The organism is Vibrio sp. 10N.222.49.A3 (assembly GCF_041475145.1).
GTDB lineage: Bacteria > Pseudomonadota > Gammaproteobacteria > Enterobacterales > Vibrionaceae > Vibrio > Vibrio tasmaniensis_A.
Genome location: NZ_JBFRVM010000026.1, coordinates 4,317 through 5,088, shown reverse-complemented (window position 1 = coordinate 5,088; position 772 = coordinate 4,317). Strand labels below are relative to the sequence as shown.

Genomic DNA, 772 nt, shown 5'->3' with positions numbered 1-772 from the left:
AGACTCATACCCTTCAATCAAGCAGTCTGGAACATTTGCGTTCATTAACTGTCGAGTTCTTTGCAGTTGTTCTGCATTTAGCTCTGGCCTATTTTTCAGTAGATTTCGAGTCCATTCATCATGTATCTGTTCTGTCCATCGCGCTCTAAACAGGCCAGTATTGGCCAAGTACATTAGGTAGCTTCGGAGTGGAGCTGGGTACATTACACATGCGTCTAGAATTACCGTATATGACGCCATTAATATCCCATATCCATTTCTTGGTCTAATGCAGATAGTTCAGCAAGAGCAGCTAGTCTGTTCTCTTCTAGGCAGTTCTTGTACTCCATAAGATCAGTATAAGCTACCTTTCTACGGTTGCCAGTACGGCTAAACGGAATATCACCTGAATCAAGAAGCTTAATGAAAGTAGGACGAGACATGTTTAGCATCTCAGCACCTTCTTGCGTTGTGAGTTCCGCATGAATAGGTGTGATGCTAACAGAGTTGCCTTGACCTAATTGAGTAAGCATCTCGATCATCATATTTAATGCGCTTGCTGGAATAGTTACTTCGTGAGTCTTACCAGACTTATCGACAACGTTAATCCTTTGAGCTTCACCATTAATTTCTATAACGGCTGACAACTCTTGGCTACCAAGCTTAGCCAGTGCCATTTCTTCAGCGCTTGGCAATTTTGTAGCAGTATTCATCGTGTTTCTCTCTAGTTTTTAGTTTCTGATGTCATGGTATACAAATCTTCTCACCATGACATTATCCGAAATATTCGAAA

1 protein-coding gene and 1 pseudogene are annotated in these 772 nt (G+C 41.5%); both read right to left on the bottom strand.

The annotated features are described in order from the left end of the window. Positions 1–240: pseudogene (locus AB4589_RS04755) on the bottom strand (PIN domain-containing protein); the annotation flags it as partial. Next, positions 240–692 carry a helix-turn-helix domain-containing protein gene (locus AB4589_RS04750; protein ID WP_017098630.1) on the bottom strand — a complete coding sequence of 151 codons (453 nt, stop codon included), beginning with the start codon at positions 690–692 and terminating at the stop codon, positions 240–242. The pseudogene AB4589_RS04755 and the gene AB4589_RS04750, both read right to left, overlap by 1 nt. Between the last annotated feature and the right edge of the window lie 80 nt (positions 693–772).